Source organism: Acinetobacter sp. YH12086, from assembly GCF_013419345.1.
GTDB lineage: Bacteria > Pseudomonadota > Gammaproteobacteria > Pseudomonadales > Moraxellaceae > Acinetobacter > Acinetobacter amyesii.
Genome location: NZ_VPAF01000002.1, coordinates 171,717 through 196,441, shown reverse-complemented (window position 1 = coordinate 196,441; position 24,725 = coordinate 171,717). Strand labels below are relative to the sequence as shown.

The 24,725-nt window shown below is 40.4% G+C and carries 21 protein-coding genes and 8 tRNA genes; 7 read left to right on the top strand and 22 right to left on the bottom strand.

Annotated features, from left to right (window positions below; translation table 11 throughout):
* Positions 1–52: 52 nt before the first annotated feature.
* The 10 genes from FTU29_RS04155 to FTU29_RS04110 form a co-directional block, all read right to left on the bottom strand.
* On the bottom strand, positions 53–946 hold the full coding sequence (locus FTU29_RS04155; RefSeq protein WP_180034494.1) for a LysR substrate-binding domain-containing protein: 894 nt from the start codon (positions 944–946) through the stop codon (positions 53–55).
* Positions 946–2,151 (bottom strand): MFS transporter, encoded by a 1,206-nt coding sequence (locus FTU29_RS04150; protein WP_180120556.1) that lies wholly within the window; start codon positions 2,149–2,151, stop codon positions 946–948. The genes FTU29_RS04155 and FTU29_RS04150 overlap by 1 nt, the downstream gene beginning before the upstream one ends.
* Entirely contained in the window at positions 2,148–2,744 is a 597-nt protein-coding gene (locus tag FTU29_RS04145; RefSeq protein ID WP_180034496.1) for a TetR/AcrR family transcriptional regulator, read from the bottom strand. Before FTU29_RS04145 ends, FTU29_RS04150 begins: the two co-directional genes overlap by 4 nt.
* A gap of 196 nt (positions 2,745–2,940) precedes the next feature.
* The gene (locus FTU29_RS04140) at positions 2,941–3,462 is read right to left on the bottom strand and encodes an acyl-CoA thioesterase (RefSeq protein WP_078192241.1); all 522 of its coding nucleotides are present in this window, start codon (positions 3,460–3,462) and stop codon (positions 2,941–2,943) included.
* A gap of 283 nt (positions 3,463–3,745) precedes the next feature.
* Complete coding sequence (locus FTU29_RS04135) at positions 3,746–3,922, bottom strand: hypothetical protein (RefSeq protein ID WP_171263721.1); 177 nt, start codon at positions 3,920–3,922, stop codon at positions 3,746–3,748.
* 385 nt (positions 3,923–4,307) lie between these two features.
* On the bottom strand, positions 4,308–5,300 hold the full coding sequence (locus tag FTU29_RS04130; protein WP_180120554.1) for a patatin-like phospholipase family protein: 993 nt from the start codon (positions 5,298–5,300) through the stop codon (positions 4,308–4,310).
* 242 nt (positions 5,301–5,542) lie between these two features.
* Positions 5,543–7,018, bottom strand: coding sequence for a sodium:alanine symporter family protein (locus tag FTU29_RS04125; RefSeq protein WP_180023180.1), 1,476 nt, complete (start codon positions 7,016–7,018; stop codon positions 5,543–5,545).
* A 63-nt stretch (positions 7,019–7,081) separates the two neighbouring features.
* A complete protein-coding gene (gltS, locus tag FTU29_RS04120; RefSeq protein WP_078192244.1) occupies positions 7,082–8,323 on the bottom strand; it encodes a sodium/glutamate symporter in 1,242 nt (413 codons plus the stop codon).
* Between the two features lie 628 nt (positions 8,324–8,951).
* Positions 8,952–10,223 (bottom strand): DcaP family trimeric outer membrane transporter, encoded by a 1,272-nt coding sequence (locus FTU29_RS04115; protein ID WP_180120552.1) that lies wholly within the window; start codon positions 10,221–10,223, stop codon positions 8,952–8,954.
* Between the two features lie 641 nt (positions 10,224–10,864).
* On the bottom strand, positions 10,865–12,067 hold the full coding sequence (locus FTU29_RS04110) for a multidrug effflux MFS transporter (protein WP_180120550.1): 1,203 nt from the start codon (positions 12,065–12,067) through the stop codon (positions 10,865–10,867).
* A gap of 135 nt (positions 12,068–12,202) precedes the next feature.
* On the opposite strand from FTU29_RS04110, the gene yccS reads away from it, so the two are divergent.
* The 4 genes from yccS to FTU29_RS04090 all read left to right on the top strand — a co-directional run bounded on the left by yccS (position 12,203) and on the right by FTU29_RS04090 (position 18,783).
* The gene (gene yccS / locus FTU29_RS04105) at positions 12,203–14,371 is read left to right on the top strand and encodes a YccS family putative transporter (RefSeq protein WP_180120548.1); all 2,169 of its coding nucleotides are present in this window, start codon (positions 12,203–12,205) and stop codon (positions 14,369–14,371) included.
* Positions 14,372–14,456: 85 nt separating this feature from the next.
* Entirely contained in the window at positions 14,457–15,017 is a 561-nt protein-coding gene (locus tag FTU29_RS04100; RefSeq protein ID WP_180023176.1) for a YcxB family protein, read from the top strand.
* Between the two features lie 188 nt (positions 15,018–15,205).
* On the top strand, positions 15,206–17,908 hold the full coding sequence (locus FTU29_RS04095) for a sulfite reductase flavoprotein subunit alpha (protein WP_180120547.1): 2,703 nt from the start codon (positions 15,206–15,208) through the stop codon (positions 17,906–17,908).
* Positions 17,909–18,012: 104 nt separating this feature from the next.
* Positions 18,013–18,783, top strand: coding sequence for a YdcF family protein (locus FTU29_RS04090; protein WP_180120545.1), 771 nt, complete (start codon positions 18,013–18,015; stop codon positions 18,781–18,783).
* A 54-nt stretch (positions 18,784–18,837) separates the two neighbouring features.
* Here FTU29_RS04090 and FTU29_RS04085 read toward each other — a convergent pair whose 3' ends face one another.
* The 11 genes from FTU29_RS04085 to FTU29_RS04035 all read right to left on the bottom strand — a co-directional run bounded on the left by FTU29_RS04085 (position 18,838) and on the right by FTU29_RS04035 (position 21,674).
* Positions 18,838–19,299, bottom strand: coding sequence for a DUF2750 domain-containing protein (locus FTU29_RS04085; protein WP_111885580.1), 462 nt, complete (start codon positions 19,297–19,299; stop codon positions 18,838–18,840).
* A 97-nt stretch (positions 19,300–19,396) separates the two neighbouring features.
* Positions 19,397–19,472 (bottom strand) — tRNA-Val (locus FTU29_RS04080).
* Positions 19,473–19,570: 98 nt separating this feature from the next.
* Positions 19,571–19,647 (bottom strand) — tRNA-Asp (locus tag FTU29_RS04075).
* Between the two features lie 44 nt (positions 19,648–19,691).
* Positions 19,692–19,767, bottom strand: a tRNA-Val gene (locus FTU29_RS04070).
* 31 nt (positions 19,768–19,798) lie between these two features.
* Positions 19,799–19,875 (bottom strand) — tRNA-Asp (locus FTU29_RS04065).
* Positions 19,876–19,888: 13 nt separating this feature from the next.
* Positions 19,889–19,964, bottom strand: a tRNA-Val gene (locus FTU29_RS04060).
* A gap of 21 nt (positions 19,965–19,985) precedes the next feature.
* Positions 19,986–20,062: transfer RNA gene (locus tag FTU29_RS04055), tRNA-Asp, on the bottom strand.
* Between the two features lie 47 nt (positions 20,063–20,109).
* Positions 20,110–20,186: transfer RNA gene (locus FTU29_RS04050), tRNA-Asp, on the bottom strand.
* Between the two features lie 29 nt (positions 20,187–20,215).
* A tRNA-Val gene (locus FTU29_RS04045) sits at positions 20,216–20,291 on the bottom strand.
* A gap of 461 nt (positions 20,292–20,752) precedes the next feature.
* Positions 20,753–21,247 (bottom strand): cell wall-recycling L,D-carboxypeptidase ElsL, encoded by a 495-nt coding sequence (gene elsL, locus FTU29_RS04040; RefSeq protein ID WP_078192250.1) that lies wholly within the window; start codon positions 21,245–21,247, stop codon positions 20,753–20,755.
* The gene (locus FTU29_RS04035) at positions 21,240–21,674 is read right to left on the bottom strand and encodes a YbaN family protein (protein ID WP_180004991.1); all 435 of its coding nucleotides are present in this window, start codon (positions 21,672–21,674) and stop codon (positions 21,240–21,242) included. The genes elsL and FTU29_RS04035 overlap by 8 nt, the downstream gene beginning before the upstream one ends.
* Before the next feature lie 88 nt (positions 21,675–21,762).
* On the opposite strand from FTU29_RS04035, the gene FTU29_RS04030 reads away from it, so the two are divergent.
* The 3 genes from FTU29_RS04030 to dapE all read left to right on the top strand — a co-directional run bounded on the left by FTU29_RS04030 (position 21,763) and on the right by dapE (position 24,186).
* Positions 21,763–22,626 carry a DUF1853 family protein gene (locus FTU29_RS04030; RefSeq protein ID WP_180078159.1) on the top strand — a complete coding sequence of 288 codons (864 nt, stop codon included), beginning with the start codon at positions 21,763–21,765 and terminating at the stop codon, positions 22,624–22,626.
* A gap of 154 nt (positions 22,627–22,780) precedes the next feature.
* Complete coding sequence (locus FTU29_RS04025; RefSeq protein ID WP_078191053.1) at positions 22,781–22,930, top strand: entericidin A/B family lipoprotein; 150 nt, start codon at positions 22,781–22,783, stop codon at positions 22,928–22,930.
* A 122-nt stretch (positions 22,931–23,052) separates the two neighbouring features.
* Complete coding sequence (gene dapE, locus FTU29_RS04020) at positions 23,053–24,186, top strand: succinyl-diaminopimelate desuccinylase (protein WP_111884925.1); 1,134 nt, start codon at positions 23,053–23,055, stop codon at positions 24,184–24,186.
* 68 nt (positions 24,187–24,254) lie between these two features.
* Here dapE and FTU29_RS04015 read toward each other — a convergent pair whose 3' ends face one another.
* Complete coding sequence (locus FTU29_RS04015) at positions 24,255–24,722, bottom strand: hypothetical protein (protein ID WP_180078162.1); 468 nt, start codon at positions 24,720–24,722, stop codon at positions 24,255–24,257.
* Positions 24,723–24,725 lie beyond the last annotated feature (3 nt).

Below are 24,725 nucleotides of genomic sequence, written 5' to 3'. Positions count from 1 at the left end.
AGCGCTTAATTCGGGATTTTTTCATTTAAATCTTAGGGCAATATTTAAAGGCTTAGAAAAAGCCCATATAGAACTGCTCTTTTAATACTTTTAAAATCAACTCGATCGCATCATTTTTACGATCTTTTCGATAGCTCGCATACAAACCAATAGTCGGCAAAGGTTCAACGGTACTTTTAACCAATATTTTATCACCGAGCAATGGAATGACATAAGACGGCACCAAACTCCATCCCACGCCCATACCGACCAAATTGACATTTAACAAAATATTGGTCGAATGCTGTACCAAGTTCACATTCAGTTTATTTTGCTTAAAGAAATCTTGAATAATTCGGTATAGCTCAGGTGATGAGTGTTCATCGCTAATAATAAAATCCTGATTATTCATGTTTTTAATGCTGATATGCCGCTGTTCTGCAACAGGCGAATTTTTCGGTACAATCAGCGCCAAAGGCTCAGTAAAAATCTGAACAAATTCTATATCAGGGCTTTCTTCGACATAACGGGTAAAGGCAATATCAATCTCTCCCTTACGCACTGCACTGATCTGATCGACATCCATTAAACTATGAAAATGAATTTTTAACTCAGGAAACTGAGCTCGAATATTTGGCATGATATAAGGAAAGACCTTCATTTCAGCCACAGGAACAAAGCCGATATTCAGTTGTTCTTTACTGAGCTGCGCGATTTGACGTGCATCTATCATGGCTTTTTCAGCATGCTCTAAACTCAAACGCGCTTCTTTTAAAAAGGCCTGACCTTCTGCAGTCAGCTCAACTTTTCGGTTGGTTCGCATCAATAATTGCACCCCAACTTCCTGTTCTAGGTCTTTAATTTGCTGACTTAAAGAAGGTTGCACAGTACACATTCGCTGCGCAGCCTTGGTAAAATTTAGCTCTTCGGCAACCGCAACAAAATATCGTAGATGTCGTAATTCCATTATTCAGCTCCTAAAGCACTGCATTTAAATTGGTTTGCCACGAATAGACGATACATCCACAAAGTGAACAGCACCATCACCGCACAAAATAAATAGGTTGCCTGAAATCCAAAGTATGCAATCAGCACACCCATAATGACCGAACCGACAGCAAGGCCAATATCAAACAAGGCAAAAAAGGTGGATATCGCATGTCCTATTCGGGCTTTTTCTACCGTTTGAATCGCGACCGTTTGCAGGCATGGGAACACTGAACCGTAGCCGATGCCCATAAAAACTGCCGATATCCAAAGCACCCATTGATTCGTGAGAAAACTCACAACCACCAAACCAATGGCAAAGCAAATAAAGGATGGATAGATGACTGCACTCGGGCCTTTACGATCATAGACTTTGCCAACCCAAGGACGGACGAGCAACATCGACACAGCAAAGACAATAAAAAAGATACTGGTATAAGCGAGTAAATGCTTCAACTCTGCATAAGCGGTGATAAAACTCATCACACTCGAATATGCAAATGCGGTCAGCAATGCCACAAAACTGATGGCAAGTACCCGTGTTTCTATCACATCACGCCATTGGATGGCTGCGGATTGGCTCGCTTGATCACTTGATTTATGCTGTACGTGTTCTTGTATTTGAACTAACCACGTAAAAATATAGCCCACTGCAACCAATAAGGCTAATACTGCAAATAAGGTACTAAAACTGCTGAATTGAATCATACTCAGCGCTAAAAATGGCCCGATCACCACGCCTAAGTTGGTCGACATGACAAAGTAACCCATGCCTTCGCCCTTTCGATGATCTGGGATGTAATCATTTACGATGGGAACATTGACCGTGGTTAATATACTGAACCAAAAACCATGTAAAAAACGAATGACCAACAACGACCACATGCTGTCAATCCACAAATAACTCAGCGCAAAAACGACAAAGATAAAGCCTGAAATACGCACAGAATTGGCTTTACCAAAACGCTCAATGATCATGCCGGAAAAGGGACGAATCGCAATGGATGACACCAAAAACAGCGTTAAAGCCATACCCGCTTGCTGAATCGAACCACCCAATTCTTTCATAATATAAATGGGCAATATTGTCAGCAGCGCAAAGTAATAGCTAAATAAAAACAAGTTATTACACAGACAAAAAACGAAAGACTTGTTCCATAGCGATGCCTGATGTTGAGTAGTCATGAGGTCATTGTCTCGCTGCTACGCGTGGCTTGGGACTGCGTAAAAATCGGGTTTAGCGCCAACTGCACCAGTCGCTTGATATAGTCTTCATCTGGCTGGGTATTAAAGAAAATGATCTGATAATGAATCGGGCCATACAACATATCCAACATGAGTTCGAAAGGATAAACCGCCCGAATTTCGCCTCGTTGAATGGCCAATTGGATCAGCTCACGTGTGGCTTCTCGTCTAGGTAATAAATACTGTTTAAAAAACTCACCCGCTGCTTCACGATGCTCCGCCAATACAACCAGCAATGCTCGACCCACGTGCTGATTTAAAGCCCGTGATAGTTTGAGCAATTGTTGATTTAGATTGAACTCTAAACTTTGTGATAAATCGAGTTCAAACACTGACGCGGTGTGCGCTTTAAAAGCATCGAAAACCAGATCGGACTTATGCTTCCACCAACGGTAAATCGTCGATTTTCCCACGCCTGCACGAGCTGCAATATCTTCAATGGTCATGCTTCGATAATCACTTTCCGCTAAAGCATCAGTGACCGCTTGTAAGATACATTGCTTACGCCGAGAAGTTTTTTCAGTTTCACTCATAATTTAAAAACGAAACGCTACGTATCGTTTTATATTAAACAGTATTGGACTGAATGACTATCTTTAACTGAGCTTTAAAGAATAAACTTTAGTCGCACACTCGGAATTCAAATCCCAACTGCACTCTCCAGACGAATTTCAGAATACAAAAAAGATCGCCTAAGCGATCTTTTCAAATATTCAGCCACCAAAGTGATTAGCTTTGTGTCGACTTTTTATAAATACTGCAAGAAGGATGATGATTTTCCTGTAAACGTGCCACTTTACGTTGTTCCGCAGCTTCGAAACGACAACGTTTCCAGTCATTATCTAGATTCAATGCTGGAATTTGTTTCGGCTTACCTTGATCATCAACAGCGACCATTGTGAAATAGCAACTATTGGTATGACGTACTGTACGTTTTTGAATGTTCTGCGCTTCAACACGAATACCAATTTCCATAGAAGTACGACCAACATGGTTCACACTTGCAAGGAAAGTCACTAATTCACCCACGTGAATTGGTTCTTTAAAATTCACTTTATCAACTGATAGTGTCACCACGTAGCTACCAGAATAGCGACTTGCACAAGCATACGCGACTTGGTCTAACAATTTTAGAATCGTTCCACCATGCACATTACCCGAAAAATTCGCCATGTCAGGAGTCATTAAAACTGACATCGATAATTCTGACTGGTCGTCTAGTGCATTCGCAATTTGATCTAATGGGGACATCTTGTTTCTCTAGACTCGTGATATAACAATGATTAATGTGATTATTATATAGATTTTAATCCAAATTAAATGTTCAAATCGGCAAAAAAACCATCATTATTATTTATGGTGATCATACCATCATTCAGTAAAATATATATTGATAACGATATACACCCGATAAACAAGTAGTTATCGCGCTATCTATCAGTTTTTTTTAATCCAAGCTATGCTGTGTTTTATATTTAAAACATATTCATTAAAACGCGTTGTTCCATCGATTCAACATAGCACGGCATTAAACTTAATCTTCTAAGACTTTTAACATCTCGAAAGATACGTTGTCATAGCTGGTTTTTTGTCCACCATCATTGGTACTTTCTAGCGTGTAAGAATTATCTACATGTACATGAGTGACAATAAATACGTTATCTTCCATCATCGCAAGCTTTACTTTTTGTCCTACATCAAGCGTTTTCATCTACAGCCACCTTTAAAATATTTATTGGTTTTAAGTATTAATAACCTGATGATATTCTAAACACTTCAACAGTATTGGTAAACGTAAGCACATGAATAAAAACGCTAATATAGATATATACTCTTAAAAGCTACGTAAAACAAATTAATATAAATTTCTTAATTATTTTCAAACAATTAACTGTATATTTTCTTAGTATTACGAGTTTTATATTTGACAAATCTTTTGATTAAGACCTAAAACCAATCAGCATCCAATATATTAATGATTACTAGATACTATTAAGCATGGGAAAAGCTGAGAGCAAAAATTAAAATGCTTTGCTGAAAAAAATTGCACCCTATTACATGAACAGGATGCATGTTAATTTGCGAATCGTACCAGCCTAGTCTTTGGCTGCTAAATAAGGAATATGATGTCCCTTACTATACTGATGTTCAGCATAAACGCGAGAAATCTCTCCAAGTTTTTCTAAAGTTGCCTCTTCACCTGCAAGCATCGTCGCTTCACGACCTTTTACATCAAATATATGTGCTTTTTCACGTAAATCAGGTTGAATCACAATGTCTGCTCGCTTGAGCTCTTCTTGAGCTAAACGATTTTGCATAATGTTGATATTTTGGTTAAACAAGCCCCATACATTCGACGTTTCGGTATGAATCGGTCGTGCCAAAATATCCACCGCAATAATAATATCTGCCCCTAAATCGCGTGCAACGTCCACAGGAACAGGACTGACCAAGCCACCATCAACATATTCTTTGTCTTCAATAATCGTTGGAATAAACATACTCGGAATTGACACCGAAGCACGAACAGCCTGCCCCGTATTACCATAATTGAACACGACTTTTTTGCCATCCTTTAACTCGGTTGCCACCACATACATTGGGGTTTTTAGCAACTCTAAAGGCACGTCATCAACTTGCTCATTAATATAATCTTCAACTTTTTTACCGTCAAAAAACCCTTTTTTGTCCAAACGTATTTCTCGAACATCATTGGCTTTCATATTTAAGGCGATATCTCTTAACTCATTGGCACTTTTACCTGAAGCATAGATTGAACCCACAATGCTACCCGCACTGGTTCCAACAATAAAATCTGGGTGTATTCCCTGCTGTTCAAGTATCTGAATGGCGCCTATGTGAGCATAACCACGTGCCCCACCACTCCCTAAAACCAAAGCAACAATCGGACGCTTTTCCTGCTTTTTCACTTTTTTAAAGTCAATGCGGTTATTCGCCACTTGAGCAGGTGCTGCTGTATAAGTTCGAATTTGTGTGGATATTTCAGCGCTGACCTTTTTTGAGCCCACACTTTGACAACCTACAAGGCTGATTGCGAATGCAGTCATCAAAACAGTTATGCTTTTCATTGAGAGATATTCCAAATGCAACTCGAGATTTGAAGAGAAAAAGTAGTCTAATCAGTCCACATTCACGTCACTGTTATTATTCGTTAATGCCTCTGACCGATGCACATTATATTGACATACAACCTAGAAAGTCATTGGCTGTCAAAATTTCAGTGTCTAGCAGAATTTCCACATCAAGATCCAAAACATTGTCTAGCAAAAAAAGCCCCGATAACGGAGCTTTTTAAAGTTAATTTTTGACTTTACCAAATATCGGAATTAACGCGATCCTTATATTTTGGATGTTCATCCATCTTAAATACTGGCTCTTTTACACCCCGTTTTAACTGTGAGGTGTAGTCTTTCATCAGCATCAATAAGAATGGAGTCAGCAATAAAATCGCAAAGAGGTTAATACTCGCCATCACGCCCATGAAGAGATCCGCTAAGTTCCAAATCAGTGGCACACTCATGATTGAGCCAAAGTACACCATCATGAGGACGACTACGCGGAATATAAACATGACCTTAGGATTGTTATTGATAAACTGCACATTACCTTCAGCATAAGCATAGTTACCGATTACTGAAGAATAAGCGAATAAGAACAAGATTATGGCAAGGAAGTCATCTCCCCATGCGCCAATCTGGCTTTCAAGCGCCATTTGCGTCAAAGCAACACCCTCAAAGCCTGCATTTTCATACAAGCCAGATGCCAAAATAATGATCGCCGTACAGGTACACACCACAAATGTATCGACAAAGACACCGAGCATCTGAACCAGGCCTTGATTGACCGGGTGTTTAACATCTGATGCTGCCGCAGCATTCGGAGCAGAACCCATACCCGCTTCGTTTGAGAATAATCCACGCTTAATGCCTTGCATCATCGCCATAGAAACCATAGCACCGAAGAAACCACCAGCCGCAGCATCAAACTCAAATGCTTTGCTGAATATTAACTGGAAAATATCTGGGAGAATCGCAAAGTTAGCAAAAGCGATATAGAGCGCGACTGCCAAATAAAGTAATGCCATAAATGGAACAAAACGTTCTGCCACTTTTGCAATACGCTTAATACCACCAAAAATAATCAGCGCTGTTATAAAGACAAGGAATAACCCTACCCATGAAATTTCAAAACTAAAACTGCCCAAACTCAATACTAGATTGGCTTTATCCCAACCCCAAGCATGTGAAGTTGCACCCGTAATCGCATTGGCTTGTACTGCATTAAACACAAAGCCATAGGTTGAAATCAGCGCAATGGCAAAAACCACACCCAACCACTTTTGCTTTAAGCCTTGCGTGATGTAATACGCTGGACCACCACGGAATTGCTGATTTTGCGTATCACGCACTTTAAAGAGCTGTGCAAGTGAAGACTCCACAAATGCAGAACTCATCCCTAAAAATGCGGTAAACCACATCCAAAACACTGCACCCGGCCCACCAATTGCAATCGCAATTGCAACACCTGCGACATTACCCACACCGACACGACTTGCCAGTCCAGTCACAAAGGCTTGGAATGGTGTAATACCATGATCATCATCGCCTTCTTTACGGCTAGATTTCATCACTTTAATACTATGAAAAAATAGACGAATCTGAACTGCACCAGTGATTAAGGTATAAAAAATACCAACAGCAACCAAGAAGACAACAAGGAAATCCCAAAGCGGATCATTAAAAACTTTGACCCAGCTCATCAGGGTTTCGTTTAATTGTTCATTCATATTCAACCCTAGTTTTAAATGGTCAAAAGTATAAAAGGCTCTTTTTTGAAGAGCCTTTCTAAATTAAGCAAAGAATTTAAGAATTAATTGAATAACTGTTGCGTTAATCAAATCAACAAAAAATGCGCCACATAAAGGAACGATTAGGAAAGCCTTATGAGATGGACCATACATATTGGTAATGGCTTGCATATTTGCAACTGCGGTAGGTGTTGCCCCCATACCAAAACCACAATGACCCGCCGCTAAAACCGCAGCATCATAATTTTTGCCCATTACACGGAAAGTGATAAACGCAGCATATAGTGCCATTGTTAATGTTTGGGCTCCCAAAATCACAACTAATGGTCCTGCAAGATCTGATAGCTGCCATAGTTTCAACGATAATAGTGCCATTGCTAAGTACAGTGATAATGAAGCATTACCAAATACATCAATTGCACGATCAAATATTTGTACGCGGAAAATACCTTCTAATACATTACGTAAAATGACACCACCTGCTAAAGCCCATACAAATGTCGGTAATTCAAACATCGTACCTTTACTGAAAGCCGTCATAAAATCAGCAAATGCTAAACAGCCAGCAAATAAGCCCAAAGTCGTAATTGCATTATCTGCGGTAATTAAACGAACACGATGTGGATATTCAAAAGGTACATATTCTGTTGAATTAATATCAGCTAGTGGTGTGTTATCACTACGCTCAATTTGCTCATTTGTGCGCGGAGTTGCTAGGTGATAACGATTAATTAGCAACTTAGCTAATGGTCCACCAATAATACCACCAATGATTAAACCAAAAGTTGCACTTGCCATACCTAAAGCTAATGCACCTTGTATACCGTGTTCAACTTCAAGAATTTCACCCCATGCACCAGCTGTACCATGACCACCTGTCAACGTAATTGAACCTGCAATCAAACCAATCAGTGGATCAATACCCAATAAAGTGGCAAGACTGATACCAACGACATCCTGCACAACAATGAAAGAAGCAACGGCTACCAGAAAAATAACAAGACCAATTCCTCCTTCTTTCAATTTGGCAAAGTTTGCGCTTAAACCAATGGATGCGAAGAAAATCAGCATAAAACTGGTTTGTAATTCACTACTCGTAGTAATGCTATAACCCCAAATGCTATGTACAACCAATGAAATTATTGCAGCAACCAAACCACCAGCTACGGGCTCAGGAATATTGTAACGCCTCAAAAAACTGATTTTATTTACCAGAAAACGTCCTAATAAAAGAACGATCACCGCCGCAATTAAGGTATAAAATGCGTTAAAGCTAAATTCCATAATAATTTGTCCAAAATGGTTAGAATATTTATTAGTCCAATTAATAGAAATTAGTAGCGTTTATTAATTAAAATACAATTCCAATTTGTAAATTTAACCAATAAATCAGGCTACCAGCTATTCATTGCCAATCATAAATATTCATCATCTGATTCAAATATGTATGCCTGAGTTAAAAAAAGTGAAAACTCAATTCGACAAAACAAATCCATAAAAGCAGTTCATGCTTACTAAACCAACACTTACTACAATATTCACATCATAGATGAAATACATAAAATCAAATGCTGATTAGAAAAGTCGCACATTATGCGTGGAGAACAGAGAAATTTCATTAATTTTAATTACAAAAAGTTTTATTTGCTATAATTTAAAGTTATATCTGTTTGTTTTTACTAAAATGTATTCGCATTTTTTATCTATATAAAATATTAAAGATTTAAACATGATGCCATGTAGGACGTGGTTAAATGAATGCTTTAACCAGTACGACATCATGACTCAGGCGATTTAGTGATTCCATCTGCTTAGTGCTATGGGTTAATTTGCGTTGAAAAATCTCCTGTTTCAACAAAAAAAGCCTGAACTGAGTCAGGCTTTTTTGATCGATTAGATCAGTAGTTTGTGCTTAGAAGCTATATTTAGCCATTAAGCCCACGCGGTCATCGTTATAAGATTCACCCGCAAAGTTTTTGCGTTTACCGTTTACATATTCCAAGCCAAGTTCAACTGGTTTTACAGGTGCGTAAATAAAGTTAATCCAAGCTTGCTGTGCTTCTTCATTCGCATTTGAGTTAGATGCATCTTTCGCATACGCGCTGCCATCATCCGCAAATAGCGCGCCGTAAGCTAAAGTCGAACGTAGTTTTTCATTAAACTTATAAGTTGCACCCACTTGTACAGCAGTGAATTTGTTTTGCTCGATGTTGCCATCTACCACAGAGTAAGCCGAGTTAGAACCATATAAATAGTTGCTGTTGCCTTCTGTATACGAGACATCACCATTCAATTTCAATTGATCAGTCACTGCATAAGATGCACCCGCTGCTACACCCCAAGCTGTTTCTGTATCATCCGCAACTTTAGATTTGTAGTTTTCAACCAATGCACGAGCTGAAGCGGTACCTTTACCTGCGGCAAAACCTTGAGTCACTTTGGCAGTTAAGTTTGGAAGGCGATACGTCGGATCTGCAGCAACAGTCCCTTTACTATCCCCTTCTTCCGCAGAAACAAATAATTGAGTATCTGGAGCTAATTTGTAGTTATAACGAACTTGAGGAATACGTGTAGTACCACCACCCAAGTTTGTATTGAAATCAATCATTTCTGGTGCATGGCTAGACAAAAAGTTAGATGTCGTTTGACCAAATAACCAGTTATTAAAGGTTAAATAACCATGACGTAGACGAATAGTTTCGCCACTTCCATTGAAATCGACCTCGATTTTACCGCCCACTTTATTATCACCACCGACAGGTGCTGTAAAATCTAAACCAAAACGTGTGGTTTTTGCAGTTGCGCGAAGTTTATCTCGTGCTTCTTCTTTAGACGTATGTACGTTATTAAAGTCGTTATCCGCACCTTCAATAATATAGTTCGCATCACCACGAACAAAACCGTAAAGACTTACATCTGCACCTGTTTTAGATTTTAAGCTTGCAGCTGGAGTAGCTGGTTGCGGTGGTGGTGCAACAGGACGCGCTTTAACTTGCTGAATCTCTGTTTGTTGCTGTTGTTGAACTTGCTGCTGCGCTTTAATCAAACTTTTCAGTTCTGCAACTTCTGCACGTAATTGTTCAATTTCAGAAGTATTGCTGCCTGCATGAGCCATTGATACCGTTGCCAAACTCATGGCAACAACAAGGGTTTTCATTGGGTGGAATACAGTTTGAGTTTTCATCCTAAGCTCTCTATTGTCCTGTCATTGTTGTATACCCTAAATCCGGGTGCTTTGTTATTCAGCTATTTGAGCGGACAAATTTCAAGCTGCATATCCGTGCTTTAGTCGCATTAAAGCCTTAACTTGTAGCCCCCAATAACGAAATACTTGAAAGCAAAAAGCAAGAAACCTGAATCCATTACTGAAAATAGACTGAAATATTTAGTTAAAATTCGGACTTAGCCGATTCAGATGGCAAAAAATCTCAATATTCATACCTTAAAGGTAAAAACCCATACCCTGTAGGTATGCAATAAAAACTATAAAATCCGATATATTACCGATAGAGACATTCACAATGTATTTATCCAGCATAACGTAATGTATTTAATGCGAATAATACTTATTTAATAATTATTCTATTTCCTTAGATTAAGACAACAATGATGCGCAGTTTCATTAATTATTTTCAAGTGGATGATTTCTTAGATATAAGTTTCGAGAAAATAGAAACTGACCTCACAATGGGAAAATAGCACAATCATTCATCGTTATGATGATGAACATTTATAATGAATGACACACATATTTCATCAAAAATATATGGACATTGATGACTGACGTTTAAGTCAAACCAGCTATAGTCATCACCTGCATTCAGTTCAACCCATGGCTGAAGCTTTTAAACTACGTATGGTGAACATTGCAATAACCACAAACAGCAACATAATCACGGCCATATTGATGAGCGCTGACCATACTAAAAAGTTCAAAAACACTCCAGCCATTAGACCACAGGCAAATTGCATACTTCCCATGATTGCACTGGCTGTGCCAGCTCGTGAGCCTTGTTCAGACATCGCCAAAGCCATCGCATTTGGCCCAGTGAAGCCGATTGATGCAACACATAAGAACATGCCAAACATTACAACAACGATAGATGAAAGATAAAATAGCCCCGCCACCAATAAGATCAGCACACCACATAATTGAAGTGCATTACCCAAGTGCAATCGATGGCGAACATCCAGTCGATTTGCAAGTTTCTTGTTGAGGGTCGAAAACACCATAATCCCTAAAGCATTCGCACCAAATACATAAGCAAATTGCTGTTGGCTCAGACCATAACCATCCATTAAAATGGCAGATGAGCCACTGATATAACAAAATAAAATTGCGCCAGAAAAACAGCCTGTGAGCATCGGTTTACGGAAGCTTTCGTCTTGCAAAATCGCACCATATAAACCTAAGACTTGTTTTAAACTTAAGTTTAAGCGTCGCTCAACAGGCAGGGTTTCTTGAAAGAAAAAATGTACGCAGAAAAGACAAAAAATACCGACAAGTACCAATACCGCAAATATGTATTGCCATTCAAACACCTGCAAAACCCATGCGCCTAAAGTAGGTGCAATGATTGGTGCAATTGTTGTCACGATCATCATACTCGCAAAGGCCTGAGCTGAAGCTTGCATACTTAAGCGATCACGAATTGCAGCACGGGCAATCACTACACCGACACAGCCACCCAACGCTTGCAAAACACGAGCAGCGATCAAGCTCCATTCACTATTGGCAAAGACACATAGAAAACTGGCACAAATATATAAAACCAAACCGAAATATAGCGGTGTTTTACGCCCAATACGGTCGCTGACTGGCCCATAAATTAACTGGCCAATCGCCAAACCCAAGAAATACGCTGGAAGACTATTGGCCACTTGTTGGGTTGTGACACCAAAATCGTCGGCCATTTGAGGCAAAGCAGGCAAATACATGTCGATTGAAAGTGGCCCCAAAGCAGTCAGCAACGCCAATAAAACGATCCAGCGTTGAGAAAATTCCTTTTGTGATTCGACGCTTTTCATAAGAATAATTCATTTATTGCAAGCAAGTTTTGCAGACAAGTTTACACTGCACATAGTATTATTTCTTGGCTTCAATGTGAAAATTCACACGATACACATTGCTTACTGCCCCATCGCTTTAGCAAAGGAAAAATTTTGAACGCCTGGCTCGCACGACTGAAACAAGCAACCTATAACACGACCTTTATGTATAACTTGCGCATGGTCATTGCCTTCGCAGGAACTGCCTTTGTCCCTTATTTTTTAGATCAGCAATTAATGACCATTCCCCTCACCTTGGGTGTGGTTGCCGCAGGTCTAAGTGATATCGATGACCGCTTTTCAGTCCGCGTGCTCAATCAAATTTATACCTATATCGGGTTCTTTATTACTGCTGTATCCATTTATCTGTTGTTCCCGCATCCGATTTTATTTGCTTTGGGGCTGATTGTGTCTTGTATCGGTTGGATTCTTTTGGGTTCATTGGGTCGTCGCTATGCCACCATTTCTTATGGTTGTTTGGTGATCTCCGTGTATTCCATGCTAGGGGTCGAACTTTTTGAAAATTGGTATACACAAGCAGGTTTATTGGTCATCGGTGCGATGTGGTATGGACTGCTTTCGACTTTGAGCTTTCTACTGTTTCCTGTACGTCAAGTTCAGGACAAATTGGCCCAAAGCTATTCGTCTCTTGGCGACTTCTTATTTGCAAAATCTAACTTGTTTGATGTCGATATGACACCAGAAAGTTATCAGCAAAGTTTGATCGAGCTATCGCTAGAAAATGGCAAATTAATTGGCATTTTCAACGATATGAAAACAGCCTTATTAACGCGTTTAAAAGGCGACCGTGGACAAAAAGATACGCGTCGTAGCCTGCAATATTATTTTGTCGCACAAGACATTCATGAACGTGCCGATTCCGCACATATTGATTATCAAAAATTAACCCGTATTTTTGAACATAGTGATATTTTATTTCGCTTTCAACGCGTGCTTTCGATTCAAGGAAAAGCTTGTAAAGATTTGAGTATCAGTATCTTACAGCGAAAACCTTATCATCATAATCAACGTTTTAAACATGCGTTCCACAATCTAAAATTGTCACTCGAAAAGCTGCGTGAAGAACAAAAATACGATGAAGTCTGGATCAACTCTTTATTTGCTTTATACCAAAACCTAAAAGGCATCGATGCGCAATTACGTAATGTCGAAACCGAGCGTTATATTGACCGACAAGCCCTGATTGAAAATCGTTTAAAAGATGATGATTTAAAAGGATGGGACGACATCGTCATTCGATTCAAACAACATTTGAGCCCTGAGTCGGTGCTGTTCCGTCATGCTGTGCGTTTATCGACCGTGTTATTTATTGGTTATATTTTTGTCCAAGTCACCAATATCAGTTATGGCTATTGGATTTTATTGACTGCCCTGTTTGTCAGCCAGCCGAACTTTAACGCCACCAAGCGCCGCCTCTATTTACGTATCATTGGCACCTTGGTCGGGATTATTTTAGGTTATGCAATTTTATATTTTGTCCCTTCTGTCGAAGGTCAGTTATTGCTACTCATTTTAAGTGGCGTATTGTTTTTTGAACTACGTAGTAAGCAATATGCACAAGCCACTGCGTTTATTACCATTTTGGCGCTGATTAACTTTAACTTAGATGGCATGGGTTTTGCCGCAGCTATGCCGCGTATGATTGATACACTGATTGGTTGTGCCTTGGCATGGTTTGGGGTGAGCTTCATTTTCCCAGATTGGAAATTCCGTCGCCTGCCTCGAACCATCAGCCGTTCGATTCAAGCGCAGTGTGATTATTTGGCCGAAGTGGTCGAACAATACAAGTCTGGCCGTAATAACGGGTTGAATTATCGTGTAGTACGACGTGCAGCCCATAATACCGATGCAGAAGTAGCATCACTGATTTCCACTTTAGCCACCGAACCCGATACCGATCCGACTCAAAAAGCTTCGGCCTTTGAGTTTTTGTGTCTCAATCACACCTTTATTAGTTATATCGCGGCCTTAGGTGCGCATCGTGAAAAAATTCAAGACCAACAGGTCTTAACCTTATTGGATAAAGCCACAGATGACATTCAAGGTGCATTACTACGTGACGAAGTGCCGGACTTAACGGCGCAAAATATGTTGCAAGAAATCCGTCAGCGATTGTCACAAAATAGTGAGGAAGATCAAAAATCCTTAATCGTGCTACAACAGCTTTCGTTGATGTTTAACGTGTTGAACCAATTTAGCCAATTGAAACAAAATCTAAGTCATGAGCATGATCAGGCATCGACTGAACTGGCTTCGCTATAATTTGGATGATTTTGGAACAATATACTCACTGAATTGGTATAAATAATGCTAAACTTTTTACAGTTTTAAATCTGTTACTTTCACTATGACCGCAAAAAATTTATATGCCTACACGCTAGAGCCAGTGGCTTATGAAATTTCTGAAGCAGAACAACGTTATGCTCAACTTGTTCTGTCTCGCAGTAACTTCAAAATTGGCAAAAAAGCATGGCTAATTATGGGTGCAATTCTGGCACTGGCACTCTTGGGCCTCATCTTTATTAAGAACTATTCAACAGTATTTTGCTGGGTAGCTATTGTCTGTGTTGTGATTTACTTCCTTGTGCGTAAATTCGGTATCGAGTGGTATGCGAAACGCAAACTAAACGAGGTTCCTGTACAAGAAATTAAAGGCATTCGCATGGGTGTTCAGCCGCATGGGATCTCTATGCAGCAACGTATGGGCGCAAACATGGGTACGATGACTGTCGGTTGGAAAGACATTCATGAATGGTATGACACTAAAGACTTCATCCTTTTAAACTTTAAAGTGAAGGGTCAAGACGGCGCATACATCTTGCCTAAACGTATGGATAGCAAGAAGTTTCCATTTTCGACCATTCGTAAACACTTAAATGAAACTGTAGGCCCAGCTAAAGCAATTTAAGCCAAACAGACATTTATGTATAAAAAACCTCCGCTTTTTGGAGGTTTTTTTATCTGTTTAATTTTCGAATGATCATTGATAATTACAATAATGAGAATGAATATTACTTACTTTTTCCACATTCTCTACTACATCATCGTTTATAATTCGTCGCAATTCAGCAACCTTTTATCAATATTAAATCCATCATGTTTAAGAAAACCCTTTTCCAGATTCACTGGTTCTTGGGGATTAGTGCCGGCTTAATACTCTCGCTCATGGGGGTTACAGGTGCCATTTATTCCTATGAACAGCAAATACTTAAAGCAATCAATCAGGACAGTTATGTGGTTCAGGCTCAACAGCAGCCTAAACTAACCCCTGCTGAGCTTTATCAGCACTTTAGTCAGTCTGATCCTGACATGAAAATTAATAGCATCTCTATTGCCTCAGATGCTACCGCCTCAAGTACCGTGAATATTGTCAAAGAAGGTGCTCGTCGTGGCTATAACATGATGGTTAACCCCTATACAGCCGAAGTTTTACCTGAAATCAAAGGTCAAAAATTCTTCCAGTTTGTACAGCAGCTACACCGTAATTTAACTGTTGGCCCTGTTGGTAAACAAATTACCGGCGCATGTACACTGATGCTGATTTATTTTGTATTGAGTGGTTTATATCTGCGTTGGCCAAAGAGACATTCTGTTAAACAATGGCTTGCAGTTAAACCAAAGCTCAAAGGACGTAATTTCCTGTGGGATCTACATGCTGTCGTCGGCACATGGGTGATTATTTTCTATCTCATTTTGGCATGTACAGGTTTGTATTGGTCTTATGACTGGTGGCGTAATGGCATGTTTAAAGTCATGGGCGTTGAACGTCCACAGCCCCAGTTACAAGATGGTCCAAAACCGAATGGACAACCTGCTGAACAGGCGGGCGAAAAGCAAAGCGCTGAAAAACAAGCCACTGAAGCAGGACAAACTCGTGGTGAACACCAAGCACGTTCTGAAAGTAACCCTGCAACTTCTGGTCCCTCTGAACACGGCGCTCAAGAAAACAAACATGGTGCTGAAGGTCGCGGAGAAAAACGTGGTCTAAAACCAGAACAAGTGAATATTGCCCTTACGCAAAGTTGGAATGGCTTTAATCAAAATATTGGTCGTGAATACTCAAGTGTCACTTTTAATATTCCGAAAAAAGCCAATGGTGAATTAGAAATTAACTTTGTGGATGCCGTTCCTCAACATGAACGTGCTCGCAACAAAGCGACTTATAACTACAAAACGTCTGCTCTCACCGATATCGAGTTATACGAAGATAAAAAATTAAATGAAAAAATCATGACCAGCATGTTACCTGTGCATCGTGGTAGTTTCTTCGGACCGATTTATCAGTTCTTTGTGGTTATTGCATCCCTCATGATGCCGCTGTTCTTTGTCACTGGATGGATGCTCTATCTCAAACGTCGTAAACAGAAAAAACTGACACAGCAAGCTCGTCAAAGCTTAGCACCTGTTGCCATCGACCCAAATGCACAGCCTTGGTTAATTTGCTATGCATCACAAACAGGTCAGTCTGAACAATTGGCATGGCGTACAGCAACAAGCTTACAAGAGGCTCGTCAGTCTGTCACAGTGAAAGCTGTTCAGCAACTTTCTGCTGATGACTTAACGCAAGCCGCTCAGATTTTATTTGTTGCAAGTACCTATGGCACTGGAGAAGCGCCTGATCTCGCTTCAAGCTTTGAACGTAAACTGATGACACAAAGCCTCGATTTGAGTCATGTTCAGTTTGCCGTATTAGCTTTAGGTTCTGAAGAATATCCTGATACTTTCTGTAGCTTTGGTCATGCGATTCATCGCTGGATGCAAAGTAATGCTGCGAAGCCCCTGTTTGACACAATTGAAGTCAATAATGGCGACACCCAAGCCATTCAAGCATGGAATAGCGCTTTAGCCAAAGCGACTAAACTTGAACTTCAGCACATGCAAATTGAAAAAACTTTTGATGCATGGACATTGACCAAACGTGATTTACTCAACCCGAACAGTTTAGGTGCACCTGCATTTAATATTGAGTTAAAACCGCAACATGAAGCCAATTGGCAAGCGGGTGATATTGCAGAGATTCAACCAGGTAATAGTGCTGAACGTATTGCAAACTTCATGCAAAAGTACCAAATTCAAAGTCAGCAAGTGGTTGATTCTACTCAGCAACGTATTGAAGATGCATTATGGGATCGTAACCTAAATACGGATGTTGAACCATTTGCCAACCTTGATCATTTGCTTGAACAGCTTCCACCGCTTCCAACTCGTGAATACTCGATTGCCAGTATTCCAAGTCAGCAAGTATTACGCTTAGTGGTGCGTCAGCAATCCAATGCGGATGGTGAGCTCGGCTTAGGCTCAGGGTGGTTAACACAACATGCTGCGATCAATAGTACACTACAACTGCGTATTCGTACCAATGAATCATTCCATCTGATTGCAGATAATCGTCCTGTGATTTGTATTGGTAACGGTACAGGTATTGCTGGTTTACTCAGCCTGTTACATACACGAGTTCGTCAAGACTATACGCAAAACTGGCTGATTTTTGGTGAGCGCCAACGCGCACATGATTTCTTTTATCAAGACGTCATTGAAGCATGGCAAAACACCGGTTTAGTTCAACGCATAGACCTCACCTTCTCTCGTGATCAAGCGGAGAAACGCTATGTGCATCATGAGCTACGTGACCATGCGACCTTATTAAAATCATGGGTAGAACAAGGTGCCGTGATCTACGTTTGCGGTAGTATCAACGGTATGGCAACGGACGTTGACCACGCACTGATTGATATATTAGGTGAAGACGTTGTTGCTGAACTGCGTCAAGCTGGGCGCTACCGCCGTGATGTTTATTAATAAGATGTTTACTCATAAATAGTCCCAACTAAAAACCAGACCTCGTGTCTGGTTTTTTTCACGCTATACTTAGGCCAAATAAGGATACTGCTTTAATTTTTTGAATGAAAAGAATACTACTGCTTTGTGTAGGCTTGCTGCTCTGTGTAGATGCCATTTGGTTGCTTACATTAGATAAAATTCATTTAGGCATTCTTTTACCCTTAGTCATTGGGTGTATTTTTCTTATATCCGGACTATTTACAACCCAAATCCACAATATTTTAGATCATTCCCCCAAACTCAAAAGGCTCTGGCGTGCGGCATGGTGGTTGTTTTGGCTTTGGCTATTGAGCCTTTTGCTGTTTTTTGCGTATTTACACTTCAATAGCCACCAATCTAAGCCATTTACTTCCGTCCAAGCCATCATCGTTTTGGGTAGCGGTATTGAAAATGGTCAACCCTCTCCAACCTTAAAGGCGCGTCTCGATGCCGCAGCACCGTATGCCTTGCAACAACCCAATACTATTATGATCATGACAGGTGGTTTAGGTTTTAATGAAAAAATAACCGAATCTTCTGTGATGAAGCGCTATTTACTTCAACACTATGACATTTCAGCGGCAGGCATATATGAAGAAAGTAAAAGTACCAGTACAGAACTCAACCTGATCAACAGTAAAATGATTTTAAAACAACATCAGATTTCTCTTGATGCCCCCATTGCAATTGCCAGTAGTGACTTTCACCTTCCACGTGCAAAAGCAATTGCACGAAAGTTAGGCTATACACAGGTGTATACCATTGCAGCGCCTACACCGCTGTACATCCGCTACAACTCTTGGTTACGTGAATATTTTGCCTTTTTGAGTGGTTTTGTACTCAATGAATATTAAAAAAGCCCTTGTTCGACCAATGAACAAGGGCTTTTTTATGCTGTAAATAAACCATTAATTTAAACGAATACTACGTGGCAAAGGAATTTTAAGGTTTTCAAAGACTTCTGGGCGCTGTTGATAAACTTGATATAAATAATTTTTAATATCTAACAGCATCTTTTCAGGTGCAACCAAAATATTTTGTCCTTCTGGGGTTAAATCTAAAGATACTGTAGTGCTCTCGCTGCGTAAAAACGGAATGACTTTTTCGATAAAGTCTTTTAATGAAATTTCCTGAATTTCATAATTGGACCAATTGTCTTTAATTAATAAACGTGCCAAACCACGGTTTTGCCAAATGGCGAATGAACGCTGACCTGTAGGTGTCGCGCAAAGTGCCCAACCATCTTGATATAACGCAATCACGCCACCTTGAGCAACCATATTTTCAATAAATTGTTTATAGGTTTGTTGAGGATTGTAATTTGTAGTTTGAGTTTTAGACGCTGCCTTGCGCTGATATGGATTTCTCATAGATCACATACAATATTAAAATTATTATAGAGCGGATTCTATGTAAATCAGAAAATTTAGGCAAGCTTTTGGGGAAAGAAGATTCTATAGAAGAATATGGTGGGCGCTGACGGGATCGAACCGCCGACATTCTGCTTGTAAGGCAGACGCTCTACCAACTGAGCTAAGCGCCCTGAGCGAAGAGTAACAAAGCGAAGCCTTGTCTGAGCGCAAGAGAAAAATCAAAGATTTTTCTAAAGGCATTCTCTTGAACAGAGATTTTTAAGATAAATGGCGCAGCGGACGGGACTCGAACCCGCGACCCCCGGCGTGACAGGCCGGTATTCTAACCAACTGAACTACCGCTGCATCACGTAGTTTCTTTCGAAACACAACCTATATCTTAAAAGATATGGTGGGCGCTGACGGGATCGAACCGCCGACATTCTGCTTGTAAGGCAGACGCTCTACCAACTGAGCTAAGCGCCCTCAAAGGGTACAACAATTATATTCTTTGTAATGGCGCAGCGGACGGGACTCGAACCCGCGACCCCCGGCGTGACAGGCCGGTATTCTAACCAACTGAACTACCGCTGCATCGCAAAAAATATGGTGGGCGCTGACGGGATCGAACCGCCGACATTCTGCTTGTAAGGCAGACGCTCTACCAACTGAGCTAAGCGCCCTCAAAAGGTCTATCATGTAAATGGCGCAGCGGACGGGACTCGAACCCGCGACCCCCGGCGTGACAGGCCGGTATTCTAACCAACTGAACTACCGCTGCACTTACACAATGTCGCTATTGTGGTTCAAACGAACTAAGATTTAAAGTGGCGCAGCGGACGGGACTCGAACCCGCGACCCCCGGCGTGACAGGCCGGTATTCTAACCAACTGAACTACCGCTGCACTCTAAATATCTTAACGCTGAAAAGGTTTGGTGGGCGCTGACGGGATCGAACCGCCGACATTCTGCTTGTAAGGCAGACGCTCTACCAACTGAGCTAAGCGCCCTTTTCAAAACATGTTCATCGTTTGATGAGGTGCATTATAGAGAATCCTCACGGTCTGTCAAACGCTTTTCTAACTCTTTTCCACTTTTTCTGTTTGAGTGATTAAAAAATAAGTTATATTGCGGAAAAATCAGTATTTTTGAACATTTTTTAGCTATAAACCTGTAAATTTATTACTAAAAATATGACTTATATTCTGCATCATTCACATAAAAAACAGTTTTTCGCGTGGACTCATAACTAATCATTCAGCGAACCGACGATTAATTCATCACATACACTACATTCTAAAACACCACAGTGTACAAAATACATTCAAACACGATTTTCTGTTAGTTTACGAGCATTAGTCCTGACAAAAGTCCTGACAAAAAAACGCCTTTCAAACTCACTTTAATTCTTCAAACCATGGTTTGATGTCATGAATTTCGGCTTTCATGGCTTGTGCTTTTAACGACGTGTTCAATGTTCAGTGATGTAAACCAAAGCATTTAATGGAATCAATTGATAAAGTTCTACAACATCGCTGTTTCGCATGCGAATACAACCATGTGACATCGGTATACCCATAGGCTCTCTATCTGGTGTGCCATGGATATAAATATAACGTTGATAAGTATCACAGCCCTCACCTGCATTAAAGCCGGGTTCTAAACCACTGAGCCATAATATTCGAGATAAAATCCAATCCCGATCAGGGTGTGATGCAGCAAGTTGCTCGTCGTAAACCTCTCCGGTCCACTGACGTGCTTTAAAAACTGCATTTTGAGGTTGTTGTCCACCAAACTTTTCAGCCACTTGATGCCAGCCTCGTGGCGTCTTGCCACTATTTTCCTGCTCACCAATGCCATTTTTACCCGATGAAATGAGGTAAAACTTATTCAGTTTCGGCAAAGTTAAAGTTTGATCTTTCAAGTTAATCAGGATATCTGCTTGATCTTGGGTATATTCAGACATGCTCTTGCTCTTTCTGCTTATCTTTATCTTGTGGTTGTGTCTGCGGCGATGTTTCAATAGTTCTAATCTTATTTGGCTCTGGTCGTGTCCATAACCAAATGCCAACAATCAACATGGTTAAGTCAGTGAAAATCTTGACAGCAATCGGTGCTGATGTAAAAAGCATAATCAGGCCACTCACAAACATCATGATCGATGCAAACCATTTTGCTTTGCGTGGGACTGTGCCATTTTCGCGCCAAGCGCGTAAGGTTGGCCCATATTTAGGATGATTCAACAACCAAGCATCCATTTGAGGCCAACCTTTTGAAGCCGCCCATGCCGCTAATATTAAGAAGACTGTCGTGGGCATTCCCGGCAATAAAGCCCCTATAAAGCCTAAAATGACAAAGACAACCACTAAGCTTCGCCAAAACAACGTCTTCATACCGCTACCCTGAACTTTCAATTCAGGTAGTATAAGATGTTTTTAACAATTATCCGTTGTTATTCTGCATTATTCAAAAGGTTTCAATATGGCTGTAACCCCGACAACGTCGTCTTATTTTGAGCCATGGTTGCAATTTAAACAGCCCTTAGTTCGCCAATTAGCTTTCTGTATTGCAAGCCCAAATATTCTGCAGCAAATTCCCAATGAACTCGAAATCCGCTATCCCTTTCATTTTCATCCAAGCGAGCTTTGGCATAAATATTTTCAAGCCTATCTTCCCCGTTTAAAACAACTCGAACAATACCCAAGTGAATTAGTAGAATTTTTACAAAAATTAAAAAGTACTCGCCTTGGTTTACGTTTCGAAATGTTTATGTGGTTTTGGCTTCTCGATCACCCATACCATCCCTACCAGTTACTCGGACATAGCATTCAAAAAATTGATGGCCCTCGTACAGTAGGTGAACTCGACTTTGTTTTAAAAAATACTGAAAGTGGTGAAGTTGAACATTGGGAAGTGGCTTTAAAATACTATCTAGCAGAGCGCGATTTTCAATTACCCTATTGGTATGGCTTAAATCGTAGTGATACTTTGGCTCGAAAGCTTAATCATTTTACCCAAAAACAATTCCAATTTGATGAAGCACTTGGGCAGCAGATTCAACAGCGCTATTGCGTTTTAAAGGGCCAATTATATTTACCTATTCAGCGTACCAGCACATTGCCAAACTGGGTCAATCCTGCGCGTAGAATAGGTCAATGGGGACATGTCATTCCCTCAAAAAGTCAAGGTTACTATCGCCTACAACGACATGAATGGATTTGCGTGCAGCAGCAACCGACAAGTACAACCGCACATTGGTGGACAGATGGTTTATATAAAAAAGACAGTGATGAAAGCTATTATATGTATAGACAGCCACGCTTGGTTTTGCCGCAAACAATTTAAGACTCAATGCACCATTTAGTAGAAATTTACATTTATTTACTCAACCACCGTAAAAACCACCTACTGTTTGATACGGCTATTTTTTAATCTAAATCTCACAACAGAATAATTTAATCCTCTAAAAATTATTCTTTCATAATGGAGATTACATTCAATGAAAAAAATTTTAGCTGCATCACTTATGGTTGCTTTCGTATTGACAGGTTGTAATACAGTAAAAGGTGTTGGTAAAGACGTATCTAAAGCTGGAGATGCTGTAACCAATACTGCTGAGAAAACTTCGGAAGAAATTCGCCGCAATTAATTTCTTTCCCAAGAATTTATAAAAGAGCCCTATTTTTTAAATAGGGTTTTTTTACGTCTAAATTTCCCTTCGCTTGTCGATTCGCCTATTATATTGCGACATTTTTGACTTCTGTATTTAGCATGACCTCAACAGCAACTCTTGATCTCAGCCTAGAACTACTTCGCCAACCGTCGGTGACACCGATTGACCATACCTGCCAGAACATTATGGCGGAACGTTTAGCCAAGATTGGCTTTAACATTGAAAATATGCGTTTTGATGATGTAGATAATCTTTGGGCACGTAAAGGGACTGAAGCACCAGTATTTTGCTTTGCAGGTCATACTGATGTAGTACCTACGGGTAACTTGGATGCATGGGGTTCTGACCCATTTCTTCCTGAAATTCGCGACGGAAAACTATATGGTCGTGGCAGCGCAGATATGAAAACCGCGTTGGCAGCTATGGTTGTCGCTTCAGAACGTTTTGTTGCGAAGCATCCAAATCATAAAGGTTCGATTGCCTTTCTCATTACTTCTGACGAAGAAGGCCCTTCGATCAACGGGACAGTCAAAGTTGTTGAAACTTTAGAAGCGCGTAATGAAAAAATGACGTGGTGTTTGGTGGGTGAGCCATCTAGCACCAACACACTCGGCGATATTGTTAAAAATGGTCGTCGTGGTTCGCTAAATGCCAATTTAACGGTTAAAGGTAAACAAGGGCATGTTGCTTACCCACATCTAGCAATAAACCCAATCCATACTGCGTCAAAAGCACTGGCTGAACTTTGCGATACCGTGTGGGACAATGGTAACGAATACTTCCCTGCAACGTCGTTCCAAATTTCCAATATCAATGCCGGTACAGGTGCAACCAACGTTGTTCCGGGCACGATGAATCTACTGTTTAACTTCCGTTATTCAACTGAAGTAACGGCAGATGAACTCAAAGCACGTACCTTGGAAATTCTAGATCGTCATGGCGTTGAATATGACATCTCATGGACGTTATCTGGTTTGCCATTCCTAACCCCTGTAGGTGAGTTAGTGAATGCCGCACGTGATGCCATTCGAGAAGTTACTGGGACTGAAACTGAACTTTCGACCAGTGGTGGTACTTCTGATGGTCGATTCATTGCGCCTACAGGTGCGCAGGTGCTTGAACTGGGTGTTTTAAATGCCACGATTCACCAAATCAATGAACACGTCAATGTGGCAGAGCTAGAACCACTTTCTGAAATTTACGAAAAGATTTTAGAAAACCTGTTGGCTTAAGTATTCCCTGCATAGTCAAAAAAGGAACTCCATTGAGTTCCTTTTTTTATATCTCGTTTTTGCAAATATTAAGCCGATTGAAGCCCAATGCTGTTTTGAATATTGGCTAAATTTGGAATATGAAATACCTGATCGGCCATGCGTACATATTGGAAAATATTGGCATCTTTCACGACTTTTTCTTCATCAACCACTTCAGAAATACGCAGACGAATGGTTTTCGGCATTTCATTACACATCAGTGCAAAACGCTGTCCAACATCATCGCCTTCAATCACCAAAGCCACGCCCTGATTTTTTGCAGGATCATTGACCGAGAAAACAGGCAATTTCAATTCATGCCATTCAACAAAAGGAACCTTGGTTGCACTATCGAGCGCTGATAGCACAATATTTTGTGGCAACAACATTGGCTCTTTACCATGACAATCAATGATATATGCATCGATAAACCCGGTAGATACCGTAATGAGATGTTGCAGTTCCTGTTGATCAATTTTATCGCTGACAATCTGAGAAACAGTATTTTGGCTCATAGA